Source organism: Streptomyces sp. PA03-3a, assembly GCF_033792735.1.
GTDB lineage: Bacteria > Actinomycetota > Actinomycetes > Streptomycetales > Streptomycetaceae > Actinacidiphila.
The window spans coordinates 69,434-95,082 of the sequence record NZ_JARAVM010000029.1 but is presented as its reverse complement, the minus strand read 5'-3'; the positions used below and the strand labels follow the sequence as shown (position 1 = coordinate 95,082).

The 25,649-nt window shown below is 73.2% G+C and carries 24 protein-coding genes; 12 read left to right on the top strand and 12 right to left on the bottom strand.

Annotation, left to right across the window (positions count from 1 at the left end; all coding sequences use genetic code 11):
• The first annotated feature begins 125 nt into the window (after positions 1 to 125).
• From PV342_RS30170 to PV342_RS30135, 8 genes are read left to right on the top strand one after another with little or no spacing between them, the layout of a single operon-like run.
• On the top strand, positions 126 to 767 hold the full coding sequence (locus PV342_RS30170) for a hypothetical protein (RefSeq protein WP_400802717.1): 642 nt from the start codon (positions 126 to 128) through the stop codon (positions 765 to 767).
• Positions 764 to 2,113, top strand: coding sequence for a class-II aminoacyl-tRNA synthetase family protein (locus tag PV342_RS30165; RefSeq protein WP_500319436.1), 1,350 nt, complete (start codon positions 764 to 766; stop codon positions 2,111 to 2,113). The genes PV342_RS30170 and PV342_RS30165 overlap by 4 nt, the downstream gene beginning before the upstream one ends.
• A gap of 14 nt (positions 2,114 to 2,127) precedes the next feature.
• Entirely contained in the window at positions 2,128 to 2,700 is a 573-nt protein-coding gene (locus PV342_RS30160) for a GNAT family N-acetyltransferase (protein ID WP_500319434.1), read from the top strand.
• Positions 2,697 to 3,695 (top strand): amidohydrolase family protein, encoded by a 999-nt coding sequence (locus PV342_RS30155; protein ID WP_500319432.1) that lies wholly within the window; start codon positions 2,697 to 2,699, stop codon positions 3,693 to 3,695. Before PV342_RS30160 ends, PV342_RS30155 begins: the two co-directional genes overlap by 4 nt.
• On the top strand, positions 3,692 to 4,738 hold the full coding sequence (locus PV342_RS30150) for an LD-carboxypeptidase (protein ID WP_500319430.1): 1,047 nt from the start codon (positions 3,692 to 3,694) through the stop codon (positions 4,736 to 4,738). Before PV342_RS30155 ends, PV342_RS30150 begins: the two co-directional genes overlap by 4 nt.
• A 25-nt stretch (positions 4,739 to 4,763) precedes the next feature.
• Positions 4,764 to 6,089: an MFS transporter gene (locus PV342_RS30145; protein ID WP_400802728.1), complete on the top strand. Its 1,326-nt coding sequence runs from the start codon at positions 4,764 to 4,766 to the stop codon at positions 6,087 to 6,089.
• 11 nt (positions 6,090 to 6,100) lie between these two features.
• A complete protein-coding gene (locus tag PV342_RS30140; protein WP_400802730.1) occupies positions 6,101 to 7,648 on the top strand; it encodes a condensation domain-containing protein in 1,548 nt (515 codons plus the stop codon).
• Positions 7,649 to 7,653: 5 nt separating this feature from the next.
• Positions 7,654 to 8,865, top strand: a complete 1,212-nt coding sequence (locus PV342_RS30135; RefSeq protein ID WP_500319428.1) for a cytochrome P450 — start codon at positions 7,654 to 7,656, stop codon at positions 8,863 to 8,865.
• A 52-nt stretch (positions 8,866 to 8,917) separates the two neighbouring features.
• Here the strand turns inward: PV342_RS30135 and galK are convergent, their stop codons facing one another.
• From galK to galT, 3 genes are all read right to left on the bottom strand, one after another.
• Positions 8,918 to 10,063, bottom strand: coding sequence for a galactokinase (galK, locus tag PV342_RS30130; protein ID WP_018559822.1), 1,146 nt, complete (start codon positions 10,061 to 10,063; stop codon positions 8,918 to 8,920).
• The gene (gene galE / locus PV342_RS30125) at positions 10,060 to 11,049 is read right to left on the bottom strand and encodes a UDP-glucose 4-epimerase GalE (RefSeq protein WP_400802737.1); all 990 of its coding nucleotides are present in this window, start codon (positions 11,047 to 11,049) and stop codon (positions 10,060 to 10,062) included. The genes galK and galE overlap by 4 nt, the downstream gene beginning before the upstream one ends.
• 136 nt (positions 11,050 to 11,185) lie before the next feature.
• Positions 11,186 to 12,259, bottom strand: a complete 1,074-nt coding sequence (gene galT, locus PV342_RS30120) for a galactose-1-phosphate uridylyltransferase (protein ID WP_386988471.1) — start codon at positions 12,257 to 12,259, stop codon at positions 11,186 to 11,188.
• Positions 12,260 to 12,360: 101 nt separating this feature from the next.
• On the opposite strand from galT, the gene PV342_RS30115 reads away from it, so the two are divergent.
• Together PV342_RS30115 and PV342_RS30110 are read left to right on the top strand one after the other, a co-directional pair.
• Entirely contained in the window at positions 12,361 to 14,031 is a 1,671-nt protein-coding gene (locus PV342_RS30115; protein ID WP_329187416.1) for a sodium:solute symporter family protein, read from the top strand.
• 9 nt (positions 14,032 to 14,040) lie between these two features.
• Positions 14,041 to 14,376 carry a hypothetical protein gene (locus PV342_RS30110; RefSeq protein WP_026251128.1) on the top strand — a complete coding sequence of 112 codons (336 nt, stop codon included), beginning with the start codon at positions 14,041 to 14,043 and terminating at the stop codon, positions 14,374 to 14,376.
• On the opposite strand, the gene PV342_RS30105 is transcribed toward PV342_RS30110, so the two are convergent.
• The 3 genes from PV342_RS30105 to PV342_RS30095 form a co-directional block, all read right to left on the bottom strand.
• A complete protein-coding gene (locus PV342_RS30105) occupies positions 14,297 to 15,031 on the bottom strand; it encodes a response regulator transcription factor (RefSeq protein ID WP_018559828.1) in 735 nt (244 codons plus the stop codon). The genes PV342_RS30110 and PV342_RS30105 overlap by 80 nt on opposite strands.
• A gap of 273 nt (positions 15,032 to 15,304) precedes the next feature.
• Complete coding sequence (locus PV342_RS30100) at positions 15,305 to 16,873, bottom strand: outer membrane protein assembly factor BamB family protein (RefSeq protein ID WP_400802740.1); 1,569 nt, start codon at positions 16,871 to 16,873, stop codon at positions 15,305 to 15,307.
• Positions 16,874 to 16,978: 105 nt separating this feature from the next.
• Positions 16,979 to 18,769 carry an ABC-F family ATP-binding cassette domain-containing protein gene (locus PV342_RS30095; RefSeq protein WP_500319425.1) on the bottom strand — a complete coding sequence of 597 codons (1,791 nt, stop codon included), beginning with the start codon at positions 18,767 to 18,769 and terminating at the stop codon, positions 16,979 to 16,981.
• Positions 18,770 to 18,926: 157 nt separating this feature from the next.
• Here PV342_RS30095 and PV342_RS30090 point away from each other — a divergent pair, with 157 nt between their 5' ends.
• Both PV342_RS30090 and PV342_RS30085 read left to right on the top strand, forming a co-directional pair.
• The gene (locus PV342_RS30090; RefSeq protein ID WP_078619930.1) at positions 18,927 to 19,202 is read left to right on the top strand and encodes a type II toxin-antitoxin system Phd/YefM family antitoxin; all 276 of its coding nucleotides are present in this window, start codon (positions 18,927 to 18,929) and stop codon (positions 19,200 to 19,202) included.
• Positions 19,199 to 19,450 (top strand): type II toxin-antitoxin system RelE family toxin, encoded by a 252-nt coding sequence (locus PV342_RS30085; protein WP_018559832.1) that lies wholly within the window; start codon positions 19,199 to 19,201, stop codon positions 19,448 to 19,450. The genes PV342_RS30090 and PV342_RS30085 overlap by 4 nt, the downstream gene beginning before the upstream one ends.
• An 8-nt stretch (positions 19,451 to 19,458) precedes the next feature.
• Here the strand turns inward: PV342_RS30085 and PV342_RS30080 are convergent, their stop codons facing one another.
• From PV342_RS30080 to PV342_RS30055, 6 genes are all read right to left on the bottom strand, one after another.
• The gene (locus PV342_RS30080) at positions 19,459 to 20,763 is read right to left on the bottom strand and encodes an acyltransferase family protein (protein WP_500319422.1); all 1,305 of its coding nucleotides are present in this window, start codon (positions 20,761 to 20,763) and stop codon (positions 19,459 to 19,461) included.
• An 82-nt stretch (positions 20,764 to 20,845) separates the two neighbouring features.
• Entirely contained in the window at positions 20,846 to 21,781 is a 936-nt protein-coding gene (locus tag PV342_RS30075) for a 4-(cytidine 5'-diphospho)-2-C-methyl-D-erythritol kinase (RefSeq protein ID WP_400802746.1), read from the bottom strand.
• Between the two features lie 94 nt (positions 21,782 to 21,875).
• Positions 21,876 to 22,769 carry a 16S rRNA (adenine(1518)-N(6)/adenine(1519)-N(6))-dimethyltransferase RsmA gene (gene rsmA, locus PV342_RS30070; RefSeq protein ID WP_500319420.1) on the bottom strand — a complete coding sequence of 298 codons (894 nt, stop codon included), beginning with the start codon at positions 22,767 to 22,769 and terminating at the stop codon, positions 21,876 to 21,878.
• Positions 22,770 to 22,808: 39 nt separating this feature from the next.
• On the bottom strand, positions 22,809 to 24,056 hold the full coding sequence (locus PV342_RS30065) for a resuscitation-promoting factor (RefSeq protein WP_500319418.1): 1,248 nt from the start codon (positions 24,054 to 24,056) through the stop codon (positions 22,809 to 22,811).
• A gap of 256 nt (positions 24,057 to 24,312) precedes the next feature.
• The gene (locus PV342_RS30060; RefSeq protein ID WP_406265592.1) at positions 24,313 to 25,218 is read right to left on the bottom strand and encodes a TatD family hydrolase; all 906 of its coding nucleotides are present in this window, start codon (positions 25,216 to 25,218) and stop codon (positions 24,313 to 24,315) included.
• Positions 25,219 to 25,249: 31 nt separating this feature from the next.
• A complete protein-coding gene (locus PV342_RS30055) occupies positions 25,250 to 25,648 on the bottom strand; it encodes a hypothetical protein (RefSeq protein WP_500319416.1) in 399 nt (132 codons plus the stop codon).
• Position 25,649 lies beyond the last annotated feature (1 nt).

Sequence of the window (25,649 nt, the reverse complement as noted above, 5' to 3'; positions counted from 1 at the left end):
GAACCCGTCCCACCGCCCCAGGGAGTCCCGTGCCCACGCGTTTCGAGCCACAGTCGCCAGGCCTCGCCCCTCTGGTCGACCGACGGTGCGCACCCGACGGGTACGGTGTCGTCACCGGGCGGGGGATGAGCCGCATCGCCGCATCGTTGGGCGTCGCGCACGACGTGCTGGCCGCGGGCCCAGTCGAACGCACCCATCTGCCGGTGCTCGTCCCCGGGGCGGTCCTGGCGTCCGTGTCCTCCTTCCTGGCGCCGGGACTGCACGGCACCGACGTGAGGACCAACCGGTCGGAACGGGTCACCGGCCGGTACCCCACCGCGGGGCTCTGCCTGGAGGGACTGCCGCTGCTCTCCCGCCGGCCACTGAGCTGGCGGGAACTCCCGCTCGGGTACTGGACGTCGGGCCCGGCCGTCCCCCCAGTCGCGGTGACCGGCGACGTCGAGGACCAGGTGTGCCTCAACGGCCTGGCCGCCGCCGCCCCGGACCGTCCCGTCGACCTCGTGACCCTGGTCGGCACCGCGCTGGAGCGGCTCGGGGTCCCGGGACGGCCCGCGCAGGAGCCGTGGGGGCTGGTCGAGCAGGCTCTCGTCTGGCGCTTCCGGGGCCGTGCGACGGCGACCGTGCAGCACCTGCCGGCCGCGGCCGTCACCGCGGCCGGCATCCGGTTCACCGGGCGGGACGGTGTTCTGCGCCCTCCGGTGGTCTCCGTGTTCCACATCAGCCAGTTCGCGCTGCTGCGCGGCGAGCACGAGGAGGACGACGAGTGACGACCGTCGGCGACACCCTGTGGGCCGGCGACGCCGCGGCCCTGGAGCGGGACCACATCATCGACGCCCGCTACCCGCTCTCCGGGGCCAGCGCCTGGCTGCCGCACGGGTACGCCCTGTGCTCGGCCGTGCTCGACCGCTTCCGGGACACCTTCGCCGCCGCCGGCTACGAGGAACTGGGCCTTCCGTCGGCCGTCCCCCTGGCGGCGATGGAGCGTCAGGCAGGTTCGCTCAAGGACTTCCTGGACCGGATCTACCTGCTGTGCCCCACTCCGTCCGGCCCCCGGCACGCACTCGCCTCGACCATGGAGGCGCAGATCTCCGGCATCATGGCGCGCTGGCTGGAGTACGGCCGGCGTCCGCCGTTCCGGGTGACGACCGTACGCACCGTCGGCAGGCACGAGCGCAACGGGATGCGCCCGCTGTGGAAGGAACGTTTCGTCTGGCCGTTCTTCGAGGCACAGGCGGCCACCGAGGGTCCCGCCCACGAGGACATCGAGTTGATGACCACCGGGCCGATGCTCGCCTGTGACTCCATGGCTCTCCCCACCATCGCAGTCGAGAGGATGCGGGACCCCGACACCCCCGCGGCGTACGCCGACCGCCGGCTGGAACTGGTGACCTTGCTGCCCGACGGCAGCACCACGGTGCTCACCTCGGTCTACGCCCTGGGCACGCGCTTCAGTGAGATGTTCGGGGTCGAGATCGGGGGCCGCCCCCTCGACATGGTCAACTTCGCCTTCTCCGCCCGCCTGGTGCTCGCACTGCTCGTCCACGCGCACGACGGCCCCCACCCCGTGTACCACCCGTCCGTCGCGCCGGTCCAGGTGGCCCTGGTCCCGGAACGCAGGGAATCGGCCGCGGCGGCGCTCGCGCTCGCCGCCGGGCTGCGCGGATCCGGGGTGCGCGCGCGGGTGTTCGACAATCCCAAGGGCATGGCGGTGCGCACGGAAGAGGCCGGGACTCATGGCGCACCCCTGCTGTGCACCGTCGGCGGAACGGCCCTGCTGAACGGCCGGCCCCTGCCGGGCGACGGCGTCCGCGCTCTGGTGGACGCCCTCTCCGTGACCGGGACCCGCATGGCGGAGGACCGAAGACGCCGTCACGACGCCGGTGTCACGGAGGCCGGCAGCCTCGGCGACGCCCTGGCCGCGGGAGCGGCCGGCGGCATCGTGCGCATGCCGCTGTGCGATGCCGCCCCGTGCTCCCGGCAGGTGCTGGGCACCTCCCTCGACGTGATCGGACGACCGTGGCGGGACACCGGTACCCCGGCCCCGTGCGGCTGCTGCGGAACTCCGGCCCGGGTTCCGGTCCTGCTGGGCACCAAGTTCCGTGGCGACAAGTGACTCCGGAGTACCCGATGCATGTGTTCCCCCAACCGGTCCTGCGCACCTCGCGCCTGTTGCTGCGCCCGTTCTCCGAGGACGACATCGACGACGTCCGCCTCGCCTGCGACGACGAGGCCACCCAGCGCTGGCTGCCACTGCCGCGTCCCTACACACGGGAGGCCGCGGCCTGGTGGTGCCGTGAGGGGGCGGCGCAGGCGCTCCGTTCCGGCGACGGGGTCCAGTTCGCCGCCGAGGAACTGGACGGCGGGCGCCTGGTGGGGGCCTTCGGCCTGAAGTCCACCGATTGGCGGGACGGACGCACCGAGGTGGGTTACTGGGTGGGTCCCTGGGCCCGGGGCCGCGGCCTGGCACCCGAAGCCCTGCGCGCGGTCTGCGTGTGGGCACTGCGCGAAACCCCCGTGCACCGGATCTCCCTGCTCGCGGCGACCGGCAACACCGCCTCGCAACGAGTGGCCGCGAAGGCCGGCTTCGTACGCGAGGGCGTACTCCGCGGCGCCGGGCACACCCACACCGGCCGCGTCGACTGCGTCGTCTACGGGCTCGTCCCCGAGGACCTGCCGGCCGCACCGGAGGCGACGCCGTGACCACGCCGATCCGGAGACGGGTCTCCGCCGTGCTCGCGGACCGGGGATCCCTGGTCAGCGCCCACGAACACGCGGGCTCGGAGCTGATGTACCACCACGCGGAGGCCGAACACCGCTACCGGCAGTCCGTGGACGAGCTGATGGACCTGCTCTCCGCGCTCGAGCACCGCCATCTGGGGCGCCCGGGCTCCGCCGTCGGTGCCCTGATCCTGCCCATGCCGTACTACCGCCAGTTCAAGCCCCCGCACACTCCCGTCGACCCGGCGACGTGCAGCGCCGTGATCCGCGAGCGCAATCTGCGCCTCCTCGACGACTGTGCGGCGCACCGCGCCCGGCACGACCACGGCGGGTCACTCCCCATGGCCGCGCTCATGGTCGACCCCTTCCGCGACGCCCGGGACTTCGCCTCGGACTACGCCGGGCGCCGCGACGAGGTGTTCGCCTTGAAGTGGCACCCCCCTGCGTCCGACACCCCGGTCGAGCGCATCGTGGCCGCGGGGTACCTGGAACTGGCCGCCGCATGGGACCTGCCCACGGTCACCCACTGCTCGCCCGAGGGCCGCCTCGGCGACCTGGCCGAACTCACCCGGGACGCCGTGCCCGAGGTCGCGCGCCTGGGCGTCCGCATGGCCATCGCCCACCTGGGTTTCCTCAACCCCGGTCTTGAGGAGGTTCTCGGGGCTCCCGGCATCTTCGCCGATCTCGGGCCCTGGGAGGCGGTGTGCGAACGCACCCTCGGCGCACCGCCACCCGTGGCGGAGGACCGCCGGCTCGCCGCTCTGATCGCCCGGCACGCGGATCGCCTGATGTTCTCCCTGGACACCCCGTGGCACCTGCAGCCCTGGGACGACGGCCGGGTGCTCGGCGCCACGGTCCCCGAGGCCATGGAGCGGATCAGGGCCGCACAACGGCTGGCGGGCACGCCGGACGACGGCGCCCTGCTGGCGGGCAACACCCTCGGCTTCCTCTTCGGTTCGCACCGGGGTGCCGCGTGAGCGCCACCGGCGCCGTACGGCCCGGACACGCGGCGCTGCGGCCGCCCCCGAGGCTCTCCCCCGGCGCCACCATCGGGATCGTCTCCACCAGCGCATGGGCGGCCGAGCGCTTCCCCGAGCGCACGCGACGCGCGCTGGTCGCACTGGAGCACGCCCTGGGCGGCCCGGCGCGTCTGCTGCCCGCGGAGCCGATCGACGGGGGCGTGGCCGGACCGCCCCAAGTCCGCGCGGGCCAGTTCCTCGACCTGCTGCGGGACCCCCAGGTGGGCGCGGTGCTCACCACGATCGGTGGCAACAACTCCAACGACCTGCTGGACCATCTCGACGAGGCGGCCGGCCTCCCCCCGAAACCGGTGGTCGGCTACAGCGACAACACCGCTCTGCTGCTCGGCTACCAGGCGCGCACCGGCGCGATCGTCTTCTACGGTCCCGCCCTGCTGCCCCAGTTCGGTGAGTGGCCCTCACCGTTCGCCGAGACGGTGACGTCGCTGCGGCACGCGGTGGTGGACGGCGGTGGGGGCGAACTCCCGCTGCCCGGCTGGTGGGCCGAGCCCGGGGGCGACTGGTCCCGGCGCGACGAGTACCGCCGCGCCCGCCACGAGGGGGGACCGCTGGTGCTGCGTCCGGGCCGGGCCGACGGCGTGCTGTTCGGCGGCAACGTCCCCACCCTCGGTTGTCTCGCAGGCACCCGCTGGTGGTCCCCGCCTCCGGGGCCCACGGTGCTCTGCGTCGAAGCGACGGCGATCGCGTCGGAGATACCGCGGTTCCGGCACAGCCTGGTCCACCTGCGCCACACCGGACTACTCGACCGGGTCACCGCCCTCCTGGTGGGACGCGCCCCCGGGATGCCCCGAGAGGGCGAGTGGCGGGACGGCTTCCACCGAACGCTCCTGGAATGCGCGCCGGCGGACGTCCCGATCATCATCGACCTCCCCTTCGGACACACCGATCCGCTCACCACCCTGCCCCTCGGCGCAGCCGTCGAGCTCGACGCCGGCGAGCACGGCGTGGCGCTGCGGGTGCTCGGGCCGACCGTGGGCTGACCCACGAGAGACGAGGAACCACACGATGTCCCTCCTGAGGGATGCCCGTGCGCTGCCGCCCGGGACGAGGGCGCTGTTGCTGCTGAACATGCTCAACAACATCGGGTCGGGTCTCGTCCTGCCCTTCCTCGTCGTCTACGTCCACCGCGTCAACGGCCTGCCCCTGACGACCGCCACGTCGGCCGTCGCCGTGGTGTCGGCCATGGCCCTGGTCGGCAGCCCCGTGGCCGGCTGGCTCGCGGACCGCGCGAGCGCGGAGCGGGCCGCGGCGCTCCACATGGCCGTCAGCGCTGCGGGACTGACGGGATACGCGTTCGCCGACCGGAGCTGGCACTTCCTCGTCTCGGCGGCCCTCGTCGGATTCGGCGTGGGCGGCTCCGCCGCGTGGAACACGCTGCTGGCCGACTCCGCGCCCGACGAGAAGCACCCGGTCGTCTTCAGCCTCAACTTCACCTGCGTCAACGCCTCCATCGGCCTCGGCGGCCTGGTGGGAGGGGCCGTGGTGTCCGCCGCCGACCCGTTCTCCTTCAGGGCGTTGTACCTCGCCGACGCGCTGAGCTGCCTGGTGGCCGCCCTGCTGGTCGCGCGGCGCGGCCGCCACCGGAGCTCCGCCGAGGCCGCCCGGACGGGGGCCGCCGGCAGCACGCCGCCGGGTGGCCGGGCCCGCACCTCGTACGCGGTGGTCCTGCGCAGCCCGGCGTTCGTGGTCGTCCTGGTCACCGGCGCGGTCCTGTTCTTCACCACGTACGCCCAGCTCGAAGCCGGCCTGCCCGCCTTCCTGACCACGGACACCGCGCTCGGGGCCGACCACCTCGCCGTGCTGTTCGCCGTGAACACCGGCGGGGTCATCGGCACCCAGGTCCTGCTGCACCAGGTGCTCACCCGGCTGCACCCGGCACACGCCGGCGCGGCCGCGGCGGCCCTGTGGTCCGTCAGCTGGCTGTTCGTCCTGGGAGCGGGGCGCGCCGGCGACCGGAGCACCCAGTTCGCCCTGCTGATCACGGGAATGGTGCTCTTCGCCGTCGCCGAGACCTTCTACGCCGCGGGCATCCCCACTCTGGTCAACTCGCTGGCCCCGCCCGGCGCGCGTGGCCGTTTCAACGCCGCGTACGGGATGTCCACCTCGACGGGGTACATCGCCGGCCCGCTCGCGGCGGGAGTCCTGGTGGGCGGCGGCCGGGGTCCCGCGTTCATCACGGCCCTGGCCGTGGCCTGCGGCCTTCTCGCGCTCCTCCTGCTCTCGTCCCGGATCTGGCTGCCCGGCGCCGCGCGGCCCGGGCGGGACGGCCGGCGGGACCGCGCACCGCAACCACCGGAGCGGACGCCGGCCGCCGGCGACGCCGTCAACTGAGGAAGGACACCATGCGCACTCGTCCCGCCCCCACGGTGAACTCCCACGCAATGGCCGCTCGCCTCGCCGACCTGGCCACCGAGGTACTGGCCTTCCCCGTCGAGGAGACCACGGACCTGCCCGCCGCCGGGCTGGACCTGCCGGTCGCCGCCCGGCTGGCCGCCCGCGCCCACGAGGACCTGGGACTCCCGCTCACGGTCAGCGACCTCTACCTGGGGCGGAGCCCGCGTGCCATCGTCGCCGGGACCCGGTCGGACACCCTCCCGGCCGACCCGTGCCCGACCGCGGGGCCGGCCCTCGTCTCCGGCTTCCGGCGCATCTGGCGCGACGAGGCGGCACATCCCGGCCATCCGGCAGCCGTCGTCTCCCTCGCCTACCTCGGAACCGGCGACTGCGGCGTCGATCCGGAGCGGCTCGCCGGGGCCGTGCACGCCGTCGTGGAACGTCAGGAAGCGCTGCGCACCGTCTTCGTCGACGCCGACGGACCACCGACGGCCGTACCGCTGCCCTATGACGGCCGTCCCCCAGTCACGACGGTCGCATTGCCGGACGCGGGTTGGGAGGCGCTGCGGCAGGCGCTCGACCTCGCGTCCGCCGGGGCTCTCGAGGGCTTCGACACCACCCGCGGCCCGTTGCTGCGGTGCGTGCTCTACACCTGGAGCGGCGGCCGGCTGCTCGTCGTGCACCTGCACCGCAGCGCACTCGACCCCTGGTCGCTCGACACCTTCGAACGGGAGCTGGAGGTCATGTACGCAACGGCCGGCCGCCCGGCCGGCGCGGCCGCGCGCCACGCCGCCACGTCGCGGTGGCGGCCCGCGGGCTTCGATCCGGACGACTGCGCCGAGCGTTGGCGCGAACGGCTGGACGGTGCGCGGGCGCTGCGCTGGCCCGCCGCGGCCGGGGAACCCTGGGACGACCGGGGTGCCGTGGAGCACCACGTGGAACTCGACGCGGCCCTGATGGTCTCGCTGGACGCGCGGACCCGCGCCGAGGGCGTGTCCCTGACGACGCTGGTGTGCACGGCCGGCGCCATGGCGCTGGCCGAGGTCACCGGGGCTCGTGACATCTGCCTCGGGCTGTCGGTGCCCGGACGGGTGGAGGCGTGGCAGGACACCGCGCTCGGCCACCACGTCGCCACCGTGCCGGTCCGGGTCCGGGTCGAGCCGGGACAGCGGCCGGCGGAACTCGTGCACCGTGTCGACGAGGAGGTGCTGTTCGCGGTCGACCACCGGTGGACCGACACGATCGAGTTCCGCGGCCGGGGAACCGAGGATCGGACCGGCCTGCCCGGACAGGTCACCGTGTGCGTCCACCCGCAGCACCCCGCCGGAACCCTCCGCCTGGGGGAGGCCGTACTGGCACCCGCGCGGCTGCCCCGCGCCGAGGCGCCCGCCGAGCTCGCCGTGGAACTTCTGCGCTCCACTCGTCCCGACGGCAGACGGAACCTGCTGCTCACCTCGGCCCCCTCACGGCTGGGCGCAGCCGCCCTCGCCCGCCTCGCCACCTCGCTGCACGCCGCGCTCACCGCACTCGCACACGGCGGGCCGAACGAAGGATGAGCACCGTGCCCACTTCCCCGCCCCCCGTCGTCGACCCCGAGGAGATCCTCTCCCCCGCCACGGCGCTGGAGCCGGTGCCGTTCTTCGCCCGGCTACGGGAGCACGAACCGGTGCACTGGAGTCCCGCCACCCACAGCTGGTACCTCACGCGCCACGACGACGTGTCGGAGCTGCTGCTGTCGGCCGCGCTCGGCCCACGGGACAAGAGCGGGATGCTCGCGGCCCTGGCACCCGGACGCCGGGCCCTGTACGCGCCGGTGGAACACTTCCTCGGCAAGTGGCTGGTGTTCTCCGACGCGCCCTACCACCTCAGGGCGCGCAAGGCCATCCAGCGGGCGTTCACCCCGCGGGCGTTGGCGGACTTCACAGGCGTGGTCGACCGCTGCGCCGCGCGCGCCGCCGATGCGCTCGGCGAGGGTCCCGGGGACCTGTTCGGCGACGTCGCGCGCCCCTATGCGCTGGAGCTCGTCTGTGCGTTGCTGGGGATCCGGCCGGGCGAGCGTGACACCGTGCTCGACTGGTCCGACCGGCTGATCGCGTATCTGGCGATGTCCGGGCTCCAGGACGGGACCGCCCGCGCCGCCGCGCAGGCCGCCGCACAGCTGACCGAATTCGTGACCGGAACGGTCCTCCCTCGCGGCGAGGCGCCCGTGGCCCGGCTGCTCCACGAGGTGCACCGCGCGGGAGCGCTGGACGGCACCGAGGTGACCGCGACCTTCGCCCAACTGTTGACGGGCGGCGCCGAGCCGGTGGCCACCGCTTCGGCCATGGCACTCGTCCTGTTGCTCGCGCACCCCGATGAGTGGGACGCGGTGCGCCACGGGCGGGTGCCGTACGCCGCGGCGGTCGAGGAGGTGCTGCGGCTCTCCTCGCCCTTCCACTTCGCCCCCCGAACTGCCCGTGGCGACCTGGAGGTACGAGGCCGGCGCATCGCGGCCGGCGACCGCGTCGTCCTGGTACTGGCCGCGGCCAACCGGGACCCGGAGGCGTACCCGGACCCGGACGCCTTCGACGTGCGCCGCAAGGGCCCCCGGCATCTGTCCTTCGGCCGGGGCGGTCACTTCTGCCTCGGCGCGGTCCTGGCCCGGCAGGCCGTCGAGGCATTGCTGCGGGCCGTCGACGACCGGCATCCGACCCTTCGCCTCGGCCCTCTCCCCCTGCGCCGTCATCCGGCCTTCGGCGTCACCTCGCTGGCCGAGGTCCCCTGTCTGGTGTGACGAAAGGGCGGGGGCGGCACCGTCCGTCCGGCCGGTGCCGCCCCCTACGGGTTCACGCCAGCCGGCGGGCCCCCGCCGACGGCACCGCGGTGAAGACCCGCGGCTCGCGGTGACCGGCCGTGGCGAAGGCGCCGGCGATCGCCTCGGCGGTCTTCTCCGCCGCGGACTCCTCCACCAGCACGATCGCCGAACCGCCGAAGCCGCCGCCGGTCATGCGCGCGCCGAGGGCGCCCGCCTCCACACCGGCCGCCACCACCAGGTCCAGTTCCGGGCAGGAGACCTTGAAGTCGTCGCGCAGCGAGGCGTGGCCCTCCGTCAGCACCGGCCCGATGGCGCGCGCGTCTCCCGTCTCCAGCAGTTCCACGACGCGCTCGACGCGGCGGTCCTCGGTGACCACGTGCCGTACCAGCGGCCGCAGTCCGGGGTCCTCGACCCGGGCGAGGGCGTCGTCGAGACCCTCGTACGGGATGTCCCGCAGCGCCTCCACGCCGAGCAGCGCCGCCGCCTCCTCGCAGCCCGACCGCCGCTTGCCGTACTCGCCCTCGCTGTGGGCGTGGGTGACCCGGGTGTCGACGACGAGCAGCCGCAGGCCCTGGGAGGCGAGGTCGAAGGGGATCTGGCGCTGCGACAGGTCGCGGGTGTCGAGCCACAGGGCGTGCCCCTCGGTGCAGCAGGCCGAGGCGGTCTGGTCCATGATCCCGGTGGGGGCGCCCACGTAGACGTTCTCGGCGCGCTGGCAGAGCCGGGCGATCCGCCACCGCTCCAGGCCGAGTCCGTAGAGATCGTTGAGGGCGACGGCGGTGACGACCTCCAGCGCGGCCGAGGAGGACAGCCCGGCGCCGGTGGGGACGGTGCTCTCGAAGTGGACGTCGGCGCCGGTGATCTCGTGCCCGGCGTCGCGCAGTGCCCAGATGACGCCCGCGGGGTAGTCGGCCCAGCCGGCGCCGCCGCCGGGTTCGAGTTCGTCGACGTGCAGTTCGACGACGCCGGCGGGGACGTCCGGGGAGCCGGTGTGCAGCCGCAGCCGCCCGTCGGCGCGGCGGGCGACCGCGGCGACGGTGGCGTGCGGCAGGGCGAACGGCATCACGAAGCCGTCGTTGTAGTCGGTGTGCTCGCCGATCAGGTTCACCCGGCCGGGGGCGGCCCAGACGCCCTCGGGGCCGGTGCCGTACGTGGCGCGGAAGCCGTCCTCGCTCACTTGGTGCCCTCCCGGTTCTGCAGGTCCTGCGCGAAGTTCCAGGCGTCGCGGACGATGTCGTCGAGGTCGGTGCGCGAGGGACGCCAGCCGAGACGCTCCTTGGCCCGCTCGGCGGAGGCGACCAGGACGGCCGGGTCGCCGCCGCGGCGCGGGGCGACGACCTCGGGGACGGGGTGACCGGTGACCCGGCGGACGGTCTCGACGACCTCGCGCACCGAGAAGCCGTTGCCGTTGCCGAGGTTGCAGATCAGGTGCTCGCCGGGGGCCGGCGCGTCGACGGCGAGCAGGTGCGCCTCGGCCAGGTCGGCGACGTGGATGTAGTCGCGTACGCAGGTCCCGTCGGGGGTGGGGTAGTCGTCGCCGAAGACAGAGATCGCCTCCCGGCGGCCCTGGGCGACCTGCAGCACGAGCGGGATGAGGTGCGACTCGGGGTCGTGCCGCTCGCCGAACGCCCCGTAGGCGCCCGCGACGTTGAAGTAGCGCAGCGAGACCGCGGCCAGGCCGTGGGCGACGGCCTCGCTGGTGATCATGTGGTCGACGGCGAGCTTGGACGCGCCGTACGGGTTGGTCGGCAGCGCCGGGTCGTCCTCGGTGATCGGGACGGACTTCGGCTCGCCGTAGGTGGCCGCGGTGGAGGAGAAGACCAGCCGCCGCACCCCGGTGTCACGCATGGCGGTGAGCAGGTCCAGCGTGCCGGCGACGTTGTTGCGCCAGTACTTCTCGGGGTGGACGACGGACTCGCCGACCTGGGAGCTGGCGGCGAAGTGCAGTACGGCGTCGTAGGTGGCGTCGAGCACCTTCGCCGCGTCCTGGACGCGTCCCTCGACGAAGTCGGCCCCCTCGGGGACCCCGTCCCGGAAGCCGGTCGACAGGTCGTCCAGGACGGTGACCCGGTGCCCCGCCTCCAGCAGATGGGCCGCCACGACGCTGCCGACGTAACCGGCGCCTCCGGTGACCAGAACCTTCTTCGGGCGAGGGTCGCTCACAGGGTCACAGCCTTTCTCGGGTTCGACTCGGGGCCACGGTAGCGGCGCCGCATGAACGTCCGCCGGGAGTGCGGCACGGCGGGGTTCGAGGGGGCGGTCACGGCGGGGTTCGAGGGGGCGGTCACACGGACGACGCTCACGGCGAGGCGACCTCCCTCAGGCGGCTCGCGGCGGTCTCCGGCGGCACGTCGTTGATGAAGACGCTCATGCCGGACTCGGAGCCCGCCAGGTACTTGAGCTTGCCCTTGGTGCGGCGGATCGTGAACAGCTCCAGGTGGAGCGCGAACTCCTCGCGTTGCGGGCTGCCGAACGGCGCCTGGTGCCAGCCCGAGATGTACGGGGTCGGCGGCTCCGCCGCGGCCTCCGGCCGGTAAGGGCCCGCGGGGCCGAAGAGCCGGTCGAAGCGGCGCAGCAGTTCCAGGTAGATCCCGGGGAACTCGGCGCGGGCCGCCTCGTCCAGGGCCGTCAGGTCCGGCACCCTGCGGCGGGGGTAGAGGTGCACCTCGTACGGCCAGTGCGCGGAGTAGGGCACGAACGCCGTCCAGTGCTCGCCCTCCAGCACGATCCGGCTGCCGTCCTCGCGCTCGCGCGCCACGAGGTCGTCGAAGAGGTTGCGGCCGCCGGTGGCCTCGCGGTGCCGCTCCAGCGAACGCAGCATCAGCTCGGTGCGCGGGGTGGCGTGCGGGTAGCCGTAGATCTGGCCGTGCGGGTGGCCGAGGGTGACGCCGATCTCCTCGCCGCGGTTCTCGAAGCAGTAGACCTGCTCGACGCCGGGCAACCGGGAGAGTTCGGCCGTGCGGTCGGTCCAGGCGTCGAGGACGAGCCGTGCCTGCTCGGGGGTGAGGTCGGCGAACGACCTGTCGTGCCGGTCGGTGAAACAGACGACCTCGCAGCGGCCATGTTTTCCGGTGAGCGAGGGAAAGCGGTTCTCGAACACGGCCACGTCGTAGTGGTCGTCCGGGATTTCGCTCAACCTCCCGTCCCGGGACGGGCAGAGCGGGCACTCGTCCGCGGGCGGGTGGTAGGTGCGGGTCTGACGGTGGGAGGCGATGGCGACGAAGTCACCGAGCAGCGGGTCGTGGCGGATCTCCGAGGCGCTGGTCACCGGGTCCAGCGGACGGCGGTCGACGGCGTCGCGGGGCTCGTCGTCGCGCAGGTCGTAGTAGATCAGCTCGCGCCCGTCGGCGAGTCGGGTCGATGTCTTCTTCACCCTGCGGGCTCCTCACCACGCCAACAAACAGAACCAAACACAATGAACCACAACACAACAGCAACGTCAACGGAGACCCCGTTGCGGGGAGTGATCAAACCATGCAAAACCTTGCAGAAGGGCTACGGCTCCCCACGAACGCGCTCGACTACTCGATCCTCGCGATCTACTTCGTCGTCGTCCTCGGTATCGGTTTCGCCGCCCGCCGCGCCGTCCGGACCAGCCTCGACTTCTTCCTGTCGGGCCGGTCGCTGCCCGCCTGGGTCACCGGTCTGGCGTTCATCGCCGCCAACCTGGGCGCGACCGAGATCCTGGGGATGGCCGCCAACGGCGCACAGTACGGCGCGTACACGGTGCACTGGTACTGGATCGGCGCCATTCCGGCCATGGTCTTCCTCGGCCTGGTGATGATGCCGTTCTACTACGGCTCCAAGGTCCGCTCCGTACCGGAGTTCCTGCTGCACCGCTTCGGACCCGCCTCGCACCTGCTGAGCTCGATCATCTTCGCGGTCTCCGCACTGCTGATCGCGGGCGTCAACCTCTACGCCATGGCGATCGTGCTGGAGGCCCTGATCGGCTGGCCCCAGTGGGTGGCGATCGTCGTCTCCGGCTTCTTCGTGCTCTTCTACATCACCCTCGGCGGCCTCTCCTCGGCCATCTACAACGAGGTGCTGCAGTTCTTCGTGATCCTCGCGGCGCTGATCCCGCTCACCGTCGTCGGCCTGAAGCGGGTCGGCGGCTGGTCCGGGCTGACGGACTCGCTCACCGACTCCCACGGCGCCGCGTTCCTCACCGCCTGGGACGGCACCGGCATCGGCTCGCCCAACCCGCTGGGGGCGAACTGGCTGACCATCGTGCTGGGCCTCGGCTTCGTCCTCAGTTTCGGCTACTGGACGACCAACTTCGCCGAGGTGCAGCGCGCCCTGTCCGCCAAGAACCTCTCGGCCGCCCAGCGCACCCCGCTCATCGCCGCGTACCCCAAGATCTTCATCCCGCTGATCGTCGTCCTGCCGGGACTGATCGCGCTCGTCATGGAGCCGGGCATCGGCAAACCGGGCAGCGGGCTCCAGTACAACGACGCGATCCCGGTGCTCATGCGCGACCTGCTCCCCAACGGCGTCCTCGGCATCGCGATCACGGGCCTGCTCGCCGCCTTCATGGCCGGCATGGCGGCCAACGTGTCGTCCTTCAACACCGTCTTCACGTACGACATCTGGGGCGCCTACGTACGGCGCGGCCGACCCGACCAGTACTACGTCACCACCGGCCGCGTGGTGACCGCGATCGGCGTGCTGATCGGCATGGGCACGGCCTTCATCGCCTCGTCCTTCAGCAACATCATGAACTACCTGCAGACGCTGTTCTCGTTCTTCAACGTGCCGCTGTTCTGCGTCTTCATCCTCGGCATGTTCTGGAAGCGCTCCACCGCCGCCGCCGGCTTCTGGGGGCTGCTGAGCGGCACGGTCGCCGCGATGATCAACTACTTCTGGTTCTACAAGGGCGGCCTGATCTCGATCCCCAGCGACCAGGGCGCCAACTTCGTCTCCGCCATCGCCGCCTTCGTCGTCGGCGGTGTGGTGATGGTCCTCGTCTCGTGGTTCACCAAGCCCAAGCCGGTCGAGTCGCTGGCCGGACTCGTCTACGGGACCACCTCCCCCGGCATGGCCGAACCGCCCGCCAGGGGTGACGACGCCTGGTACCGCAGGCCCGCACTGCTCGGCTGGGGAGCCGTCCTCCTGGCCGCGCTGTGCTACATCCCCTTCTCCCTGTGAGGTGACGTCGTGAGCGAGTACGGCAACGAGCCGGATTTCCAGCACCGCATCGAGGACCTGGAGCACGAGTCGGCCTCGGCGGCACGCCTCTTCGACGTGCGCCGCGTCATCGGCGGCCTCTTCGTGGTCTACGGGGTGATCGTGACCATCGCCGGGATCACGGCCTCCGACGCGGACATCGCCAAGGCCCAGGGCATCAACATCAACCTCTGGACGGGGATCGGCATGCTGGTGCTGGGACTGCTCTTCCTCCTGTGGATGAAGCTCAGTCCCCCTCCTCCCCCGCCCGCCGCACAGGAGACGCCTGAGGAGGGATCGTCGCACCGCCCGGGAAATGATGGCTGACCCGGTCCAGCAGGCCCGTACGGGCCGCCAGCGCGGCGGCCTCCAGCCGGGAGCCCACCCCCAGCTTCATCAGCACCCGCTGCACATGCGTACGGGCGGTGCTCGGGGCGATCCGCATCCCGGCCGCGATCAGCCGGGTGTCCTCGCCCTCCGCGACCCGCAGCAGCACCTCGACCTCGCGCGGGGTGAGCATCTGCATCAGCCTGGTGCCCTCGTCGTCCGGCTCGGCCACCGGGTTGAGCAACTCGGCGAACGCGCCCTGCAGCAGTGCGGGCGCCACCGCCACCTCGCCGGCGCGCGCCTTGGCCATCGCCCGCTCGACGCCCTCGATCCGCTCGTCGTGCCGTACGTAGCCGGAGGCGCCGGCGGCGAACGCGGCGGCTATCCCCCGCGGGTTGGGCACCGGCCCGAGCACCAGCACCGCCACCCCGGGCCGCTCCCGCTTGATGCGGACGACCGCGTCGAAGGCACCCGGCTCGGCGGGCGCCGCCGTGCCGATCAGGCACACCTCGGGCGACCGGCTCAGTACGAGATCCGCCGCACCCGAAGCGGGCGCGGCCGCCGCGAGCACCCGGTGCCCGCGCAGCTTCAGCGCCGAGGCGAGCGCCTCGGCCAGCAGACGATGGTCGTCGACGACGACGAGCCGTACGCCCATGGGCGTCCCCCTCATCCCCCCATGGACTGGTGCGGACCTGCCCACCGAGTCCAAGCCGGTCCCCTTTCACATGCCGCGGCGAAGCCCGTGCGGCATACCGCCTGTGCCCCCGCGGCGGGCCCGGGCCATGCCCGGGAAGGTACACGCTTGTTCGACGCTTTGCGCCCCCTACTCGGCAGAAGCCTCCCTAAATCCGCATTATCTCCAAACATGGCCGACTTGGGACCGGGTGTGCTTGTTTGAGCGGCCCGCGCACCGCCTCCCTCGGCCCGGTCAGCCGAAGGCGGCGATGGAGCGGTCCGTCAGGTTGGCCGAGGCCGAGATGTGGTCGGAGGTCAGGAAGAAGTGGTCCTTGTACAGCCACCAGCCCGAGTCGCTGTCGAGGAAGTCGTTCTCCAGGTCCTTGCCGCTCTCGGGCAGTTCCATGAACACCGTGAACCTGTGGGTCGCGGGGTCGAGCCGCAGCAGGCGTCCCGGCTTGTCGTAGGTGTTCTTCTGGTACGCCACGACCTTGCCGCCGCTGATCCCGACGACCTTGACCTCGCGCTCCTGGTCGGGCTTGGCGAGCCACTTCGGCTTGCCGGTGGCGAGGTCGAGCGCGGCGATCTCGTTGGTCTGCGAGTAGGAGGTGCCGCTGCCCGAATGGGTCTTGGTGGGCAGGTAGATGGTCGTGCCGTCGACGGCGACATTGGTGCACCGGTTGTCCTCGCAGTGGATACGGTACGTGGCCTCGGCCCCGCCCGCGCCCAGCGAGATGCGGCTCTTCATCCTGCCGCCGTCCAGGTACACGATGTCGGTCATCGACAGACTGCCCGCCGACAGCCCCACGACCACCGGGTCCGTGGAGATGACGCTGTACACCTCACTGCCGTTCGGCACCTGCCAGGACCACTTCTTGGCGCCGCCCTCGCCCAGACCCTGCACGTACTCGTCACCGCCGAAGCCGCCGCACTCGACGACCGCGACGAGCACGGCGCCCCCGTGGTAGCCCTTGTCGGCGCACTCCGAACCGGCCTTGGGCGTCCACAGCACCGCACCGGTGCTGATCCTGTACGCGACCGAACCCCCGATCCAGGAGACGGCCGCCGTGTCGCCCGTGAGCGCGATCTGCGAGTAGCTGTGCGAGGTCCGGCCGTTCGGGCTGGGCAGCTTCTTCGCCCACAGCTTCCTGCCCTGGGCGATGTCGACCGCGATCACGCTGTCGCAGTCCGTCCCGTACTGCAGCACCAGGCGGTCGCCGGACGCCGACTCCGGGCCCGGGCAGGAGTCGCCGGACAGGGGGATCGACCAGTTCTCCTTGCCGCTGTCGATGTCGAAGGAACGCAGCGCGTCCGGCATCGTCTTGACGACCGCGTCACCGGTGAACCAGGTCTCCGCCACCGGGGCGGTGATCTCCGCCTTGGACGGCCGCACCGCTCTCTTGTCCCACAGCGCGCGGGCCTTGAGCGGGCCGTCGCCGGCCGGCCGGGTGCTGCCCCCCTTCGACGGGGTGTCCGAGGGCCCGTCGTCCCCGCCGTTCGCGACCAGGAACACACCCGCGCCGACCACCAGGACCGCCGCGATCGCCGCCGCCACGATCCCGGCCACCTTGCCGTTGCCGCGCCTGGGCGGCTGCGGGTACTGCGGGTAGGGCTGCCAGCCGTACCCGGGAAGGGGCTGGGTGGGCGCCTGGGCGTACGGGTTGGGGCCGTACGGGCCCGGCGGCGGGGGCGGCGACTGCTGCCCCTGCGGCTGCGTCGGCGGCTGGGCGTACGGGTTCGGCTGCTGCGGCGGGTAACCGTACTGAGGCGGCTGCGGCCCGAATCCGGGCTGGTCGCCGGGGGGAGGCGGCGGCTGCGACATCAACGGCACCTTTCGGGCACAGGCGTTCGGGGCGGACGGTGACCCTCTTTGTACCACCGGTCACACACCGTTCCGCCCCCGCGCCGAAGGACCGTTACGGCACTGCTACACCTCTTCGGCCAGCTCCAGCCAGCGCATCTCCAGTTCCTCGCGCTCGGCGGCCAGCGACCGCAGCTCCAGGTCGAGTTCGGCCACCTTCTCGAAGTCGGTGGCGTTCTCGGCGATGGCGTTGTGCAGCTTCGACTCCTTCTCGCCGATCTTGTCCAGCTGCCGCTCGACGCGCTGCAGTTCCTTCTTGGCCGCGCGGCTGTCACCGCCGCCCTTCGGCTTGGCCGGGGCGGGCGCGGGGGCGGCCGCTTCGACCGCCGCGCGGCGCCGGTCCAGGTACTCGTCGATGCCGCGCGGGAGCATGCGCAGCGTCGCGTCGCCGAGCAGGGCGAAGACCCGGTCGGTGGTGCGCTCCAGGAAGTAGCGGTCGTGGGAGATGACCACCATCGAGCCGGGCCAGCCGTCGAGCAGGTCCTCCAGCTGGGTCAGGGTCTCGATGTCCAGGTCGTTGGTGGGCTCGTCGAGGAAGAGCACGTTGGGCTCGTCCATCAGCAGCCGCAGCAGCTGCAGCCGGCGCCGCTCACCGCCGGAGAGGTCGCCGACCGGGGTCCACTGCTTCTCCTTGGTGAACCCGAACTTCTCGCAGAGCTGACCCGCCGTCATCTCCCGGCCCTTGCCGAGGTCGACCCGGCCGCGCACCGACTCCACGGCCTGCAGCACCCGCAGCGCGGGGTCGAGTTCGGCGACCTCCTGCGACAGGTAGGCAAGCCGCACGGTCTTGCCGACGACGACCTTGCCCGCCGCGGGCTGCTTCTCGCCCTCGCTGGCGGCGGCGTCCGCGAGCGCCCGCAGCAGGGACGTCTTGCCCGCACCGTTGACGCCGACCAGACCGACCCGGTCGCCGGGGCCCAGCTGCCAGGTCAGGTGCTTCAGGAGCACCTTGGGCCCGGCCTGGACGGTCACGTTCTCCAGGTCGAAGACGGTCCTGCCCAGCCGGGTCGTGGCGAACTTCATCAGTTCGGCGTTGTCGCGCGGCGGCGGCACGTCGGCGATCAGCTCGTTGGCCGCCTCGATGCGAAAGCGCGGCTTGCTGGTGCGGGCGGGGGCGCCGCGGCGCAGCCAGGCCAGCTCCTTGCGCATCAGGTTCTGCCGCTTGACCTCCTCGGTCGCGGCGATCCGCTCGCGCTCGGCGCGGGCGAAGACGTAGTCGCTGTAGCCGCCCTCGTACTCGTGGACGTCACCGCGCTGCACGTCCCACATGCGGGTGCAGACCTGGTCCAGGAACCAGCGGTCGTGGGTCACGCACACCAGGGCCGAGCGGCGGGTCTGCAGGTGGCCGGCCAGCCAGGCGATGCCCTCGACGTCGAGGTGGTTGGTGGGCTCGTCGAGCACGAGCAGTTCCTGCTCGGCGATGAGCAGCTTCGCCAGGGCGATCCGCCGGCGCTCGCCTCCGGACAGCGGTCCGATCACCGTGTCCAGCCCCTGCGGGAAGCCGGGCAGGCCAAGCCCGCCGAAGAGCCCGGTGAGCACGTCCCGGATCCTGGCGTCGCCGGCCCACTCGTGGTCCGGGCGGTCGCCGACCACCTCGTGCCGGATGGTGGCCCGCGGGTCCAGGCTGTCGTACTGCGTCAGCACGCCCAGCCGCAGGTCAGAGGTGTGCGTCACCCGCCCGGTGTCCGGCCCCTCCTGCTTCGCCAGCATGCGGATCAGGGTCGTCTTCCCGTCGCCGTTGCGGCCGACGACACCGATGCGGTCGCCCTCCGATACGCCGAGCGAGACCCCGTCCAGCAGGGTGCGCGTTCCGTACACCTTGCTGACGGACTCGACGTTGACCAGGTTGACGGCCATGGGACTCCTGTCACTACGAAAGAACGACCTCCCAGGGTAGTGCGGCGCCCTCACCCCTCGGGCCCGGCCGCCCCCGCGCGGGCACCCGTGCGGGTGGGCCCGCCCGTCTCCGGCGAATCGCCAACCGTACACAGCCGCAGGTCTGTACATTTCCCTCATGGATACGTATCCGCTCGTGGAAGCGCGCAACCAGCTCGGGCAGCTCGTCGGCCGGGTCCGGCACGGGCATGAACACATCCTGATCAGCGAGTACGGCAAACCCGCCGCCGCGCTCATCCCGATAAGCGAGCTCGAGGAACTACAGCGTCTGCGCGACGCGGCGGACGCGGCCGAGTCGGCGGCCCGCGAATCGGCCCCCACCGGTCCCGCGCTGACGCATGACGAGTTCATGGCCCGGCTGGAGGACGAGGATCGTCAGGCCGAGGCCTCGTGACACACACCGTCGTCTGGCAGCACCAGGCCATGGACGAGTTCCGCCGCCTGCGCCTCCTCGATCCGGTGGGTGCGAAGGCGTGCGCGGCTGCCGTCCGGGATTTGGCCCGGGAACCGCGTCCGCCGACAGCGCGCGCCCTGGGAGGTTCGGGGTACTTGCGGCTGTCCGTGGGCGACTGGCGTGTTCTGTACCGGCCTGACGCCGAGACGGTCACCGTCCTGGTCCTCAAGGTCGGCCGGGTGGGCTGATGCCCGCCTCATCCCCCGGTGCGGCCCGCGCGTTCGACCAGGGCCCAGCCGGTGACGGCCATCAGGACGGCGGCCGGGGCCGTCACGCGGACGGCGATCAGGGTGGCCGAGTGGCCGTCGAGAAGGCCGCCGAAGCCGACGGCGGACAGGCCGAGGACGCCGAGGAGCGCGAGGGCGACGCCGAGTGCCGCGCCGGGGCCGGACAGGGGGGCCTGCGGCCGGGCGGGGGCGGTGGGGGCCGGTGGGCGTTCGGCGCGGCGGAAGACGGCGACCAGGGCGGCGGTGAGGGCGGTGGCGGCCGCGACCCGCAGCGGCGCCTGGGCCCACCAGGCGGCACCGGCCGGGGCGGGCAGGGTGCCGCCCAGCGAGATCAACGCGCCGTACACGGCGAGCATGGCCGTGAGGTGCCAGAGGAAGGCCGTCATCGCGATGCCGTTCGCGGCGACCACGCCGCGCCACACGCGCGGGCGCTCCAGCAGGCGCGCGGCGGGGCGGCGCAGCAGTTCGACGGCGCCGACGAGCCACATGCCGTGGCAGAGCAGGGCGAGCGTGGGCGGCGCCATGTTGGAGATCCGCTCGCCGGGCATGCCCACCATGGACAGCGGGTACGGACCGACGGCGACCAGCGCGACCGCCCCGGCCAGCCCGCAGGCGGCCAGGACTGCGGGGAGCCGGAGCCGGCCGTCCGCGCGCAGGAAGCCCAGCTGGTGCACCGCGAGCCAGACGAAGGCGAAGTTCAGGAACGGTACGTAGGGCACGTCGAGGGCGAAGCGCAGCACGTCCACCACGAGCGCGCCGGCCGACAGCGCGGCGAAGGCGCCCCAGCCGTAGCGCTCGTGCAGCCGCAGCAGCGGCGGGGTGAAGGCCACCATGCCGAGGTAGATCCCGATGAACCACAGCGGTTGCGCCACCAGCCGTGCCGCCGCGTCCGGCACCGGGAGCAGCAGCGCGCCCGCGCCCCACACAGCGACGAACAGCATCGTCGGCCGCAGCAGCCGGCGCAGCCGGGCCCGCAGGAAGTCCGCGTACCCGCCGCCGGAGCGCGCCACCGAGCGGTACGAGAGCGCGTGCGAGAAGCCGCCGACGAAGAAGAACACCGGCATGACCTGCAGCGCCCAGGTCAGCGGTTGCAGCGCCGGGCGCACCGCCAGCAGGTTGCCGATCTCGACGCCCCCGCCGGGCCCGGTGGTCACCGCCGCCATCAGCCAGTGCCCCAGTACGACCGCGGCCAGCGACGCCACCCGCAGGAAGTCCACGTAACGGTCCCGGCCCGCGGGTGTCGCCGCGGCCGCCTCTCCGGCTGTCATCCCCATGGCGGCACGATCCCGCGCCGGGGCGCCGTTCCGTCAGGCCCGCCCTACTCAACTCGTCCCGGAATCGGGTGAGTACGGCTACTCAGAGCAGGGTCGCGCCCTGGGCGGGGCCGGTGGTGACCCGGACCGTGCGGCAGGTGCCGGAGGCGGCGAGGGCGCCGGCGACGGCGTGCGCGGACTCGGCGTCCTTGGCGAGGAAGGCGGTGGTGGGGCCGGAGCCGGAGACCAGGGCGGCCAGGGCGCCGGCCTCGGTGCCCGCGGCGAGGGTCGCGGCCAGCGAGGGCCGCAGGGACAGTGCGGCGGGCTGCAGGTCGTTGGCCAGGGAGGCGGCGAGGGCGACGGCGTCACCGGTGCGCAGCGCCTCGATCAGGGCCGGGGAGGCCTCCGGCTCCGGCACCGCCGCGTCGCCGCGCAGCCGGTCGCACTCGCGGTAGACCTCGGGGGTGGACAGGCCGCCGTCGGCGACGGCGAAGACCCAGTGGAAGGTGCCGCCGGTCTCCAGCGGCTCCAGCAGCTCGCCGCGGCCCCGGCCGAGGGCGGCGCCGCCCACCAGGCTGAAGGGGACGTCGCTGCCGAGTTCGGCGCAGATCGCGAGCAGTTCCTCGCGGCTCGCGCCGGTGCCCCACAGCGCGTCGCAGGCGACGAGGGCGCCCGCGGCGTCGGCGCTGCCGCCGGCCATGCCGCCGGCGACGGGGATGTCCTTGACGATGTGGATGTGGACGCGCGGCTCCAGGCCGTGCCGCGCGGCGAGCGCGACGGCGGCGCGGGCGGCGAGGTTGCTCGCGTCCGCCGGGACCTGGCCGGCGTCCGGTCCGGCGACCGTGATCCGCGGCTCCTCGGCGGTGGGGTCCCCCACGTCGGAGGCCAGGGGAGTCACGGTGACCTCGTCGTACAGGCCGACGGCGAGGAAGACGTTAGCCAGGTCGTGGAAGCCGTCGGGGCGGGGTCCGCCCACCGCGAGCTGGACGTTGACCTTGGCGGGGACCCGGACGGTCACGGACGCGGGGCGGCGGGTCACTGGCGCGGTTCTCCTCGGTGCGGGGGTCGTGCGGCGCGCGATACGTTCGGGGACGGGCGCGCCGGGCACGGCGGCGCCCCCATTGTGCCCTCTGCTAGCGCCGGGAGGTGCCGCCCCCGCCGTGCTCGGCGATCGCCGCGAACTCCTCCACGGTGAGGGCCTCGCCGCGCGCCTGCGGGGAGACGCCGGCGGCCACCAGCGCCTCCTCCGCCGCGGCGGCCGAGCCCGCCCAGCCGGCCAGCGCGGCCCGCAGCGTCTTGCGGCGCTGCGCGAAGGCGGCGTCCACGACCGCGAAGACCTGCTCGCGGGAGGCGGTGGTGGCGAGCGGCTCCTTGCGGCGGACCAGCGAGACCAGTCCGGAGTCGACGTTCGGGGCGGGCCAGAAGACGTTGCGGCCGATGGCGCCGGCCCGCTTGACCTCCGCGTACCAGGCGGCCTTCACCGAGGGGACTCCGTACACCTTGGAGCCGGGTCTGGCGGCCAGCCGGTCGGCGACCTCGGACTGCACCATGACCAGGGTGCGCTCGATGCTAGGGAAGGTCGCGAGCATGTGCAGCAGCACCGGGACGGCCACGTTGTACGGCAGGTTGGCCACCAGGGCCGTGGGCGGCGGGCCGGGCAGCTCCTCGACGCGCAGGGCGTCGCTGTGCACGAGCGCGAAGCCGTCGGCCCGGCCGGGCAGGCGGGCGGCGACGGTGGAGGGGAGGGCCGCGGCCAGTACGTCGTCGATCTCCACGGCGGTGACGCGCTCGGCCACCTCCAGCAGCGCCAGCGTGAGCGAGCCGAGTCCCGGGCCGACCTCGACGACCACGTCGTCGGGCCGGACGTCGGCGGTGCGCACGATGCGGCGCACCGTGTTCGCGTCGATGACGAAGTTCTGGCCGCGCTGCTTGGTGGGGCGGACGCCCAGCGCGGCGGCCAGCTCACGGATGTCGGCGGGGCCGAGCAGGGCGTCGTCGGCGGGACCGGAGTGGTCGGTGGTGCTCACCGCTCAAGGGTATCCGGGCCCGGCGCGGCCTCCCGCGGACTACGAGTGGAGCTTGCGGCCGCAGACCGGCCAGGGGCTGGCACCGCGCTGGATGTACAGGCGCTTGGCGCGGTACGTCTGCTCCTTGGCCGAGGCGTCCTGGGGGCGGCCGCGGCCGCCCAGGTTGCGCCAGGTGCGCTGGTCGAACTGGTAGAGGCCGCCGTAGGTGCCGGAGGCGTCGACCGCATTGGGCCGGCCGCCCGCCTCGCACTGGCCGAGCGCCTTCCAGTTGAGGTGGTCGGCGCCCTGGACGCTGTCGGGGAGTCGTTTGGTGCCGACGCGCACGACCTGCCGCACGGGCTTGCGCAGCACCTCCTCGGCGATCCGGCGCGGCTTCTGCCGGACCCCGTCGACCGTGCGGTACGCGTACGTGACGCGGCGCAGCCCGTTCCTGCCCCGGGTGTCGACGGCGGTGGTGCCCTCGAACAGCGAGGGATCCTTCGTCCGCTCGACGCGGAAGGGCACCGGCTCCTCGTGGACCTCGTCGTGGCCGCGGATGCGTCTGACGGAGATCGTCTGGCCCTCGCGGGGGAAGCTGTCGGGGTCGACGGAGGTGGCGTCGAGGCCGCGCATCATGATGCCGGCGTCGTGCAGCGCCTCTCCGACGGTGGCGGCGTTGGTGCGGACGGGCCGTTCGCGGCCGTCGACGAGGAAGGTCACCTGGCGTTCGGTGCGGACGTCCAGTTCCAGCCCGTGCCGCCCGATGGCCTCGCCGCGGGAGGCGGACAGGTAGGCGCCGTCCGCGCGCACGCCCAGCTGGCGCAGGGCGCCGTCGACGGTGCCGGCCGTGGTCCAGATCCGCCGCGGCCTGCCGTCGAGGGTGAGCGCGACCGGGCGGCCGAAGCGGACGGCGACGGTGTCGCCGTCCTGCAGCGCCGCGCGGGGGTCGGGGGCGACGATGTCGTGGTCGCCGACCTCGACGCCCTGGCGCTGCAGCAGTTCCTCGACGCTCGCGGCGAAGGTGTGCAGGGCGCGCGGCCGGCCGTCCACGCTGAGCTGCACGGCCTTGCCGCCGGCCAGGTAGGCGGTGCTGCCGCCCGCCAGGAAGGCGACGACCAGGGCTTGGGGCAGCAGCCTGCTCAGCGCGTCGGGGCGCCTCGCGGCGCGCCTGCGCCGGGCGGCCGCGCGCCCCGGACGAGGCTCGACGCCCTCGGCGGCGGAGGCCGTGCCCGGTGTCCCGCGGTGGGGGCCGTCCGCGTGGGACCGTGCTCCGGCCCGCGTCGTGCCCGCGTTGCTGATGTTGCTCACGGCGTACCTCCGGCCCGGCCCGATTCGGACCGAACCGGGACCATAGCGGAGGATTCATCACTCTCCCAAGCCGGCCGGTCACGCCGTGTCGCCGGACGAGGGCTCCGTGACGGACCCCGCGATGGACCTCACACCCGTGGTCAGCGCGCCCCGCCCCGCCCTCGGCGGCCACCGCCGCGCTCCGCCACGCGTCCGGAATCGGACACGCGGTGTTACGCCGACCGCGCGACGCGCACGGCGCGCCCGCGACGCGTCGTCAGTAGCCGAAGGCGCGGGCGGTGTTGGCCCCGACGGCCGCGGCCAGCTCGTCCTCCGTGGCTCCCCGGACGGCGGCCATGGCCCGCACGGTGACCGGGATCAGGTACGGCGCGTTGGGGCGGCCGCGGTGCGGGACGGGGGTGAGGAAGGGCGCGTCCGTCTCGACCAGCAGCAGCTCGGCGGGGGCGACCGCGACCGCGTCGCGCAGGTCCTGCGCGGACTTGTAGGTGACGTTGCCGGCGAAGGACATGTAGTAGCCCTTGTCGGCGCAGACCTTGGCCATCTCGGCGTCGCCGGAGTAGCAGTGGAAGACGACGGTGCCGGGCGCGCCCTCCTCGTCGAGGATGCGCAGCACGTCGGCGTGGGCCTCGCGGTCGTGGATGACCAGGGCCTTGCCGTGCCGTTTGGCGATGTCGATGTGGCGTCGGAAGGAGTACTGCTGGGCCTCGACGCCCTCGGGCCCGGTGCGGAAGTAGTCGAGTCCGGTCTCGCCGACGCCGCGCACCTGGGGGAGCGCGGCGAGGGCCTCGATCTCCGCGAGGGCGGCGTCCAGCGCGGGCAGGCCGCCCGCCTCGCGGGCCCCCTGGCGGCTCCAGCCGTCGGGGTCCCCGTGGACGATCCGGGGAGCCTCGTTGGGGTGCAGGGCGACCGCCGCCCACACCGCGTCGTACGCCCCGGCGGTGCGCGCCGCCCAGTGGGAGCCGTCGACGTCGCAGCCCACCTGGACCACGGTCGTCACGCCGACGGACGCCGCCTTCGCCAGCGCCTCCTCGACGCTGCCCTCCTGCATGTCGAGATGGGTGTGCGAGTCCGCCACCGGGACCGCGAGCGGTTCGGGGAGGGGAGGGGCGGCGGACGCGTCCTTCTTCGGGCGCCGGCTCTGGCTCTGGTTCTGCTCGGGCATGCACCAGATCCTAGGCCGGGCGCCGCGGCGGCTACCGGGCGTCCCTCCTGCGGTGCAGCAGGTTGCGGGGCGACCAGTGCCGTGCGCGGCGCTCGGCGTCCTCCACGGCGGGCGAGGCCGACACCCGGCGCATGTCGGAGGCCGCGGGCAGCGGGCCGGCGGCCGCGGTGACCGACCAGGACCCGGCGACATCGGAGACCTGTCCGGCCCGCATGATGCGGACCTTGTGGCTCTCGCACTCCACGCACGTCGGGCGGGTCAGCGGGGACGGAACGCGCTTGCCGTCCGCCATGTACCAGACGGTCTCGCGACCCTGTGCGTCGACGTGGTGCTCGATCTCGTACGCCTGCTCCCATCCGCGCCCGCAGCTGATGCAGACGAAGGCGTACGCCTCACGAACCGTGCCATCGGTTCCGATGGTCTCGCTCATG